Source organism: Roseibium sp. RKSG952, from assembly GCF_009711355.1.
The window spans coordinates 1-8,653 of record NZ_SMMF01000778.1 but is presented as its reverse complement, the minus strand read 5'-3'; the positions used below and the strand labels follow the sequence as shown (position 1 = coordinate 8,653).

The 8,653-nt window shown below is 59.4% G+C and carries 8 protein-coding genes and 1 riboswitch; of the genes, 7 read left to right on the top strand and 1 reads right to left on the bottom strand.

Translation table 11 applies throughout. The annotated features are described in order from the left end of the window. Window positions 1–332: 332 nt before the first annotated feature. Complete coding sequence (locus E1297_RS06400) at window positions 333–656, bottom strand: hypothetical protein (protein ID WP_155135404.1); 324 nt, start codon at window positions 654–656, stop codon at window positions 333–335. Between the two features lie 293 nt (window positions 657–949). Between E1297_RS06400 and E1297_RS06395 the strand changes: the two genes are divergently transcribed. The 7 genes from E1297_RS06395 (at window position 950) to E1297_RS06365 (ending at window position 8,426) form a co-directional block, all read left to right on the top strand. Continuing rightward, window positions 950–2,962, top strand: coding sequence for an acetyl/propionyl/methylcrotonyl-CoA carboxylase subunit alpha (locus E1297_RS06395; RefSeq protein WP_155135402.1), 2,013 nt, complete (start codon window positions 950–952; stop codon window positions 2,960–2,962). Between the two features lie 84 nt (window positions 2,963–3,046). Beyond that, window positions 3,047–3,697, top strand: a complete 651-nt coding sequence (locus tag E1297_RS06390; RefSeq protein WP_155135400.1) for an HAD hydrolase-like protein — start codon at window positions 3,047–3,049, stop codon at window positions 3,695–3,697. Between the two features lie 51 nt (window positions 3,698–3,748). After that, window positions 3,749–3,905, top strand: a riboswitch (FMN riboswitch). A gap of 76 nt (window positions 3,906–3,981) precedes the next feature. After that, window positions 3,982–4,884 carry a DMT family transporter gene (locus E1297_RS06385; protein ID WP_155135398.1) on the top strand — a complete coding sequence of 301 codons (903 nt, stop codon included), beginning with the start codon at window positions 3,982–3,984 and terminating at the stop codon, window positions 4,882–4,884. 141 nt (window positions 4,885–5,025) lie between these two features. Beyond that, window positions 5,026–5,316: an acylphosphatase gene (locus E1297_RS06380; RefSeq protein WP_368669471.1), complete on the top strand. Its 291-nt coding sequence runs from the start codon at window positions 5,026–5,028 to the stop codon at window positions 5,314–5,316. Between the two features lie 142 nt (window positions 5,317–5,458). Continuing rightward, window positions 5,459–6,679 carry an NAD-dependent epimerase/dehydratase family protein gene (locus E1297_RS06375; protein ID WP_368669472.1) on the top strand — a complete coding sequence of 407 codons (1,221 nt, stop codon included), beginning with the start codon at window positions 5,459–5,461 and terminating at the stop codon, window positions 6,677–6,679. A gap of 5 nt (window positions 6,680–6,684) precedes the next feature. After that, on the top strand, window positions 6,685–7,545 hold the full coding sequence (locus tag E1297_RS06370) for a glycosyltransferase (protein ID WP_155135394.1): 861 nt from the start codon (window positions 6,685–6,687) through the stop codon (window positions 7,543–7,545). After that, window positions 7,545–8,426 (top strand): NAD(P)-dependent oxidoreductase, encoded by an 882-nt coding sequence (locus tag E1297_RS06365; RefSeq protein WP_155135392.1) that lies wholly within the window; start codon window positions 7,545–7,547, stop codon window positions 8,424–8,426. The genes E1297_RS06370 and E1297_RS06365 overlap by 1 nt, the downstream gene beginning before the upstream one ends. The last annotated feature ends 227 nt before the right edge of the window (window positions 8,427–8,653 follow it).

Here is an 8,653-nt window from a genome sequence, read left to right as displayed (position 1 = left end):
ACGCGCCGCTACGCGGTCAAAGACCCTTGATAATCAATTCCTTATGGAGTCATCGCACCTTTCTGTGACATAAAGCCATATTATGGATTTCTCCATATAGCTTCACTCTGCGACGGTCTTTTCCGGATTTTTCGGGACGGGAGCAGCTGTATTGGAGATTGCCGGGCTCACCGGTCCCGGATCGCGCGAACGCCTGTCCGGGATGACCGGGGTCAAGACTGCGCGGGTTTTGCCGCCCGTTTGCTTCGTTGCTTTATTTGCATCTGCAACATGTCTTTCACGCCCTAAACACCCGTGGCCCGCGAGAGCATCCTGCGAAGTCTATGCTCTGCTTAAAACCGCCGGTCGAAGATGGAGCGGTCGAACAGGGGTTCCTGGCACTTGTAGGCTACAAAGCACTTCGGATTGTCCCTGGTCGCGCCATATTGCGGAAAAAGCGCCTGCCTCGGGTCGCAGTAGCTCAGGTTGGACACGAACTGCGAGTAGGTGTACTGGCCCGTGGTGAACACCACGGCTCCGTTTCGCTTGACCATGTCCTGGGCCTGCGCGCAGGTGAGCTGTCTGAGGTCGGGGCGGGCCAAAGCGGTGCTTGCCGTCATTGCCAGCACGGTCAGGGCAAGCCCGAACCTGAGTGTCGTGACGCTTGTTGCTGTCATGGATTTTTGCCCCTTCCGAATACCGGGTGTATCGAATGATGGATCTAGCGGCAGCAATTCGTCAGGAAAATGACGCTGCGGCTTCAAGGTGAACCCGGCTTGCGTTCTGTCGAGTTCGCGCTTGTGAACAGGCGCTGCTATCGGATGTCCGGTAATTGGCCGCTTCCTGCGCATCATACCAATGTATGGGGCCTCAGCCGTTTTGCGGGGGCGATGTCATCCTTTGGATATATTGCACCGCCGTCAAGCACCGCCTACAAATCGGCAAAGGTTGTTTCTAGGGGTGGAATTGAATGTTTTCCAAGATTCTGATCGCGAACCGCGGCGAAATCGCCTGCCGGGTCATCAAGACCGCAAAGCGGATGGGCATCAAGACCGTCGCGGTCTATTCGGATGCAGATCGTGATGCGCTCCACGTCGAAATGGCCGATGAGGCAGTTCATATCGGGGCTCCGGCCGCAGCAGACTCCTATCTGGTTGCCGACAAGATCATCGCGGCCTGCAGGGAAACCGGGGCCGAAGCCGTCCATCCGGGGTACGGATTCTTGTCCGAGCGGGCGAGCTTCCCCGAAGCGCTGGCAAAGGAAGGTATTGTCTGGATCGGCCCGAACACCCGTGCAATCGAAGCCATGGGTGACAAGATCGAATCGAAGAAATTCGCCAACGAAGCGAAGGTCAGCACGGTTCCGGGCTATCTCGGGGTGATCGAATCGCCTGATCAGGCCGTAGAGATTGCCGAAGACATTGGCTATCCGGTGATGATCAAGGCGTCGGCCGGCGGCGGCGGCAAGGGCATGCGGATTGCCTGGAACGCCGAAGAGGTGCGCGATGGGTATACGCGGTCCAAGTCAGAAGCGGCCTCGTCCTTTGGGGACGACCGGGTGTTTGTTGAGAAGTTCATCGAAAATCCCCGGCATATTGAAATTCAGGTCCTTGGCGACAAGCACGGCAATGCGATCTATCTCAACGAGCGCGAATGCTCGATCCAGCGGCGCAATCAAAAGGTTATCGAGGAGGCACCGTCTCCGCTTCTTGATGAGGATACCCGCCGCAAGATGGGGGAGCAGGCGGTCGCGCTGGCCAAGGCCGTAAACTATGATTCGGCCGGAACGGTCGAATTCGTGGCCGGTCAGGACAAAAGCTTCTTCTTTCTGGAAATGAACACCCGCCTGCAGGTGGAACATCCGGTGACCGAGCTGATCACCGGCGTGGATCTGGTCGAGCAGATGATTCGGGTCGCCTATGGTGAAAAACTTAAACTGACCCAGGACGACATCAAGATTGATGGCTGGGCGGTCGAATCGCGCATCTACGCCGAGGATCCTTACCGGAACTTCCTGCCCTCGATCGGGCGTCTGGTGAAATTCTCCGCACCCGACGAAGGCGAATTCGGTGACATCATCGTGCGCAACGATACCGGCGTCGAGGAAGGCTCCGAGATCTCGATGTTCTATGATCCGATGATCTCCAAGCTGGTGACCCATGCGCCGACCCGCGAGAAGGCCATCGATGCGATGAGCGATGCGCTGGACGCCTATTACATTGACGGCATTCAGCACAATGTGCCGTTCCTGTCGGCGGTGATGCACCACGACCGGTGGCGCACCGGAGCGTTGTCGACCGGCTTCATCCAGGAAGAGTTTCCGGACGGTTTCGAGCCGCTGGTGCCACATGACGAAGCCAACGCGCTTCTGGGCGCTGTCGCCTTGTCCATGGGAGCCTTTCAAAAGGCCCGGCTGGATCATCTGCCGGGGCGGCTGCGTCCCCATGGCGGTGATGTCCGCGAGGACTGGGTCGTGAAGATCGACGAGACCTATCTTCCGATCCGCCTTGTGGCTGGATATCCGGGACACCCCATCGAGCTGGAAGTCGCGGTCAAGGACGGACCGATTGTAACCGTTGAAGCGGACTGGGCGCCGGGAGACACGCTCTGGACCGGTCGTGTCGGCGGCAAGGCCGTGACCGTTCAGGTGCGTCCGGTCTTGGGTGGTTATCGTCTCGACTGGCAAGGCTACTCGGTCATTGCCAAGGTCATGACGCCGCGCATCGCCGAACTGGATGCCCTGATGCCGGAAAAGGTTCCGGCCGATACGTCGAAGATGCTGCTGTGCCCGATGCCGGGACTGGTGGTGTCCATCGCCGTGGAGGAGGGGCAGGAGGTCAAGGCCGGAGAGCAGCTGGCCATCGTCGAAGCCATGAAAATGGAAAACGTGCTGCGGGCGGAACGCGACTGCACCGTCTCCGCCGTCAAGGCAAAGGCTGGCGACAGCCTGGCGGTGGACGCGGTGATCATGGAGTTTTCCTGATCCAAGGGGCTCCGGCCCGATCATGCAGCCGAAGCCGCGCGCCGCTTGAGGATCGTGTGCGGCTTTGGAACTCAAGGAGGTCGAATGACAACCAAAGTGCTTCTATTCGACCTCGATGGAACAATAACCGATCCGTTTCCCGGCATAACAGGCTCGATCCGGTTTGCGTTGCGCGAGATGGGTGTCAGGGTGCCGGAAGCGGAGGAACTGCGCTGGTGCATCGGTCCTCCGCTGCAGGAGAGCCTCGGATTGCTTCTCGACACGAAGGACCCAGACAGGATCGGCAAGGCGGTCGGTCTCTACCGGGAGCGCTATTCCGCATCGGGGGTGTTTGAGGCCACGCTTGTCGCGGGGATGGCAGCACTCCTCGGGGACCTGCAGGCGGTCGGATTTCGGATGTTTGTGTGCACGTCCAAACCGCACGTGTTTGCGGACCAGATCATCGCGCATTTCGGACTGTCCGCAGTGTTTGAAAAGGTATACGGCGCAGAGATCGATGGCCGCCGCTCGAACAAGGCGGATCTGATCGCCCACATTCTGGAAACCGAAGGGGTTCAGCCTGCTGAGGTGATGATGATTGGCGATCGCAAGCACGACCTGATCGGGGCCAAAAGCAACAATGTGTCCGCAATTGGCGTGTTGTGGGGATATGGCGACCGGCTGGAACTGGAAGCCGAAAGCCCGTTTCGGATCGTGGACAAGCCGGACGAGATTTCAGCGATACTGAAAAATTGACACTCTTCTTATTGTCAGAACCTGCAGTATTGGATAGATCTTGCGGGAGAGAACAGTTCTCGGGGCGGGGTGGGATTCCCCACCGGCGGTATCAGGGAAACCTGGAGCCCGCGAGCGCCTTTGATGACCCTGGACGGGCATTGAGGGGTCAGCAGATCCGGTGAGAGGCCGGAGCCGACGGTTACAGTCCGGATGAGAGAGAACTTGGCACCCGGCCGTCTGCGCGTCCGGGGCTGGAGGCTTTGTGAGGCTGTTCTGGGTGACAACTGGAGCATGCATCACCGATGACGACACCGTCTTTTCCGAAGCCGTTCTTGGCGGCAACCGCGATGATTGGCGCCGGGGCGTCCTTTGCTGTGGTCAATGGTGCCTTGCAGGCAACCACAATGCAGCTGGGTGTGCCCTCCACATCGGCCGCGTTCTGGCAATATGCGCTGGGGCTGGCCTTTGCTCTCCCCTGGGTCTTGCGCCGGGGCAGGACGGCTTTGAAAACACGGCAGATCGGCTGGCATCTCTTGCGCGCCGCTCTGGCTGTGATCGGGATCCAGCTATGGGCCGCCGGTCTTGCCAGCGTCGAGATCTGGCAGGCCATTGCATTGGTCATGACCTCGCCGTTCTTTGTCATTGTCGGCGCAAAACTGTTTTTTGGCGAGCACATCGGGCCGGTCCGCTGGTTGGCAACGCTGGCCGGGTTTGCTGGCGGCATGATGATTCTGCAGCCCTGGACTGAATCCTTTCATTTGGGCGCGCTGCTGCCGGTCGGGGCGGCTGCCTTTTGGGGCGGAACCTCGCTCGTGACCAAGAAACTGACCCGGACCGAGGATGCGGATACGATCACCGTCTATCTCTTGCTGCTGTTGACGCCGGTCAATGCCGTGCTGGCGCTGGGCGAGGGCGGTATCGTGCCGGGCGGCCCGGCCTTGTGGCTCCTGGTCGGTGCCGGTGCCTTGACGGTTCTGGCCAACTACCTGCTGACCATTGCCTACCAGAAGGCGGACGCAGCCTTTGTGCAGCCGTTCGACCATTTGAAACTGCCGCTGAACATTGCAGTCGGATTTTTCGCTTTCGGGTTTGCGCCGCAAGGCACGTTTTGGGCCGGAGCGCTGGTGATCGTGGGAGCGTCGCTTCTTGTGATGATGGACGAGCAAAGGCGCATGGCTTCGGTCCCGGTGGCGGGCAAATCCTGAGGCCTAGCCGGTGCGGGGAGCGCTTGAAATCCGCTTCTGAACTGCGCGAAGTTGTGCCCAAGGCATTTTTTGGCCTTTTGAAATCCCCAAATACACTGGAAACTGTTCAGGAGTACGATTCGCTCTTTGGGGATGGTGGCTGTGACCAAGTCAGACAAAAAGGCCGTTCACATCTTGATCATCGGGCGCGTGCAGGGCGTCGGCTTCCGCCAGTGGCTGGACACGCGGGCAAAGGCGGAAGGCCTGTCCGGATGGGTCCGGAACCGCAAGGACGGCTCGGTGGAAGCCGTCTTGAGCGGTGGCGCGGATGCGGTGCACAGCGTCATGGAGCTTGCCCGCGACGGACCGTCCCTCGCCAGCGTCAGAGAGGTGAAAATCCTCGCAGAGGTTGAAACGCTCGGTGGCTCCTTTCAGATTCTGAGTACCGTTTAACCGCGATATTCTGCCGGGATACTGTATCAATTTGCATGTCAAGTCTTGAAACTGTCACGCATTTCGGATGCAACTCTGATGATAGGCTGAAACAATGCATTTGACCTTCCGGAAGGGCGGGTCTGAAAACAAGGAGTTTGATGTGAAAATTGCGGTTCTCGGAGGAGACGGGTTCGTTGGTTGGCCGACATCCCTGCATCTGTCGGATCTCGGGCATGAGGTTCACGTTATCGACAACCTGAGCCGCCGGTGGATCGATGCAGAGCTTGGAGTTCAGTCCCTGACGCCGATGGATTCTATTCAGGAACGCACGCGCATCTGGAAGCAGGAGACAGGCAAGACCATCCATTTCCATCTGATCGACATTGCCGAAGACTATCAGGTGTTCAAGGCCTGGCTGGCAAACGAGCGTCCTGACGCGATCATCCATTTCGCCGAACAGCGCGCCGCGCCCTATTCGATGAAATCGGACCAGCACAAGAACTACACGGTCAACAACAACGTCAACGCCACACATCACCTGCTGAATGCGATGGTGGAACTCGATCTGGACGCCCATCTGGTGCATTTGGGCACAATGGGCGTCTACGGCTATTCCACCGTTGGGGCGGCCATTCCCGAAGGCTATCTGAATGTCGGGATCGACACCTTGGCAGGCGAAACGGCGCGGCAGGAGATTCTTTATCCCGCCAATCCGGGGTCGATCTACCACATGACCAAGTGTCTGGATCAGTTGCTGTTCCAGTTCTATGCCAAGAATGACGGGTTGCGGATCACCGATCTGCATCAGGGTATTGTCTGGGGAACGCACACCGAGCAGACGCAAAAGCACCCCCAGCTGATCAACCGGTTCGATTATGACGGCGACTACGGCACCGTTCTCAACCGGTTTCTGATCCAGGCGGCAATCGATTACCCGCTGACGGTCCATGGCACCGGCGGGCAAACCCGCGCCTTCATTCACATTCAGGACTCCGTGCGCTGCATCGAGCTGGCGCTGAAGAGCGCGCCGCAGCGCGGTGACCGGGTCAAGGTTTTCAATCAGATGACCGAAACGCATCGTGTGCGGGATCTGGCGGAAATGATCTCGAAAATGACCGGCGCCAAGATTGCCTGGTTGCCCAATCCGCGCAAGGAAGCGGCTGAAAACGAGCTTGTGGTCGAAAACAGGCAGTTCCTGGAGCTGGGGCTCAATCCGATCACGCTCGAAGAGGGGCTCTTGTCCGAAGTCGTCGATGTGGCGAAGAAATTCGCTTATCGGGTCGACCGCAGCCGGGTGCCGGCCGTGTCCGCCTGGACCCGGGAAATCGCCGAAGGCGTGGAACACGATCCGGAGCATCCGCGTCTCCGGTCCGTGTCCTGACCCGGATGTCTGGGTTCGATCAGGCGCCGCAGCTGAAGGGCCAACAGGGGCACGAGAACGCCTATGTGACCCTTGTGACCAATCCGGATTATGTCACCGGTGCAACGGCCTTGCTGCGCTCGCTCCGGCGGACGCAGACATCCGCCGATCTGGTCGTGCTTTATACGCCCGGGTTGTCACGCGAGGATCTCGATCCGCTGACCGAGTTCGCGCCGCGTCTTGCTGCTTGCGACCGGCTGCCGGCGTCCGCAGCCTTCAACGAGCGCCATGAACGCGGGCGGCTGCACAAGGCTGCCCCGTTCAGCAAGGGCGGGAAGCCGGTGTTCCACACGCCGCTCGACAATTTTGTCAAGCTCCGGCTGTGGCAGCTGACCGGCTACAAGAACCTGGTCTTCATCGACGCCGACGCGATTGTGCTGAAAAGCTGTGACCGGTTGTTTGACTATCCGGACTTCTGCGCTGCTCCGAATGTGTATGAAACTGCGGCCGACTTTCACCGGTTGAACAGTGGCGTCTTCACCGCAAAACCGTCCGATGCCACGTTCGAGGCCATGCTGAACCGCCTTGATGTGCCGGAGGCGTTCTGGCGGCGGACCGACCAGACTTTCCTGGAAACCTTCTATCCCGACTGGCATGGACTGCCGGTGTTTTACAACATGCTGCAATATGTCTGGTTCAACATGCCGGACCTGTGGAGCTGGCGGGACATCAAGATCCTGCACTATCAATATGAAAAACCCTGGCAGCGGAACCATGACAAGGCCGAGCAATTGCGGCCCCTGATTGATCTTTGGCAGGCTTTTTATACCGGCGAACGGATCGAGGCGGTGCTGGGTGCTCTGATCAACCCGAAACAGGCGGCCTGATGCATGTGCTGATGACGGGGGCAACCGGCCAGTTGGGCCGGTTTATCGCGCAAGGCCTGAAGGGGGAAGGACACCGGCTCACCTGTCTTGGCCGGTCCGCCCCTTTTGACGGCGCGGACGCGCTCCTGCCTTTCGATCTTCTGGGGCCGGTGGCGGACCTGCCTCGGGCCGATGTGCTGGTCCATTGTGCCTTGCTGCATGAGCCCGGGCGCTATCGCGGTGGCGAAGGCGATGATCCGGAGCGGTTCAGGGCCGCCAATGTTGCCGGGACGGCGCGGTTGTTTGAAGCGGCAAAATCCGCAGGCGCCGGACAGGTGATTTTCCTGTCGAGCCGTGCGGTCTACGGCAAGCAGCGTGAAGGGGCTGCATTGACCGAGGACATGGTGCCAAATCCGGACACGCTCTACGGGCTTGCAAAGCTTGAGGGGGAGCGGCAGCTTGAGGCGCTTTGCGGGGACGGGCTCAAAGGGGTTTCCTTGCGTGCAACCGGTATTTACGGCCGCCCGCCCGGATTGGCGTCCCACAAGTGGTCCGGACTGTTTGCCGATTTTTTGAAAGGCGAGCCGATCCCGCCGCGCTGCGGCACGGAAGTTCATGGCGAAGACCTCGCAAGCGCGGTCTCGGTGGTGATCGGCGCCAAGGCGCAGCTGCCGGATCATTCGGTGTTCAACCTGTCCGATCTCGTGCTGGACCGCCATGACCTTCTGAAGTGCGTGCGCGAGATTTGGGACATCGGCCGGGACTTGCCGGAACCGCTCGGCCCGCTCGCAACATCCGGAGTTATGTCGAGCAAAAAACTCCGGAGGCTCGGCTGGAGCCCGGGTGGATTGTCAAAGCTGCGCAGATTTCTGGAAAGTGAACGTGCCATCTCCGGTCATTAAGCGGAGCAGGACTTTGATCATGCCGTCCCCGTCTCTTGTCACCGTTTAGGTTTGCTCGCCCGTTCGTCATCCCGGAAAAACCATCGGTTTGATCCGGGATCGGAGAGCCGCCGATATCGGGATCTTCTACGGCTCTCTCATCCCGGCTTTTGCAGGTCCCCTCCCGCAATGAGCAAAAGCCTCCATCGGGAGCAACAGGTGAATTCAAGCGCGAAGTGCAACACAAT

What these genes read in the sequence shown, in the direction of transcription:
- E1297_RS06400 (WP_155135404.1), bottom strand. Translation starts at nt 656, where the DNA reads ATGACAGCAACAAGCGTCACGACACTCAGGTTCGGGCTTGCCCTGACC.
- E1297_RS06395 (WP_155135402.1), top strand. Translation starts at nt 950, where the DNA reads ATGTTTTCCAAGATTCTGATCGCGAACCGCGGCGAAATCGCCTGCCGG.
- E1297_RS06390 (WP_155135400.1), top strand. Translation starts at nt 3,047, where the DNA reads ATGACAACCAAAGTGCTTCTATTCGACCTCGATGGAACAATAACCGAT.
- E1297_RS06385 (WP_155135398.1), top strand. Translation starts at nt 3,982, where the DNA reads ATGACGACACCGTCTTTTCCGAAGCCGTTCTTGGCGGCAACCGCGATG.
- E1297_RS06370 (WP_155135394.1), top strand. Translation starts at nt 6,685, where the DNA reads ATGTCTGGGTTCGATCAGGCGCCGCAGCTGAAGGGCCAACAGGGGCAC.
- E1297_RS06365 (WP_155135392.1), top strand. Translation starts at nt 7,545, where the DNA reads ATGCATGTGCTGATGACGGGGGCAACCGGCCAGTTGGGCCGGTTTATC.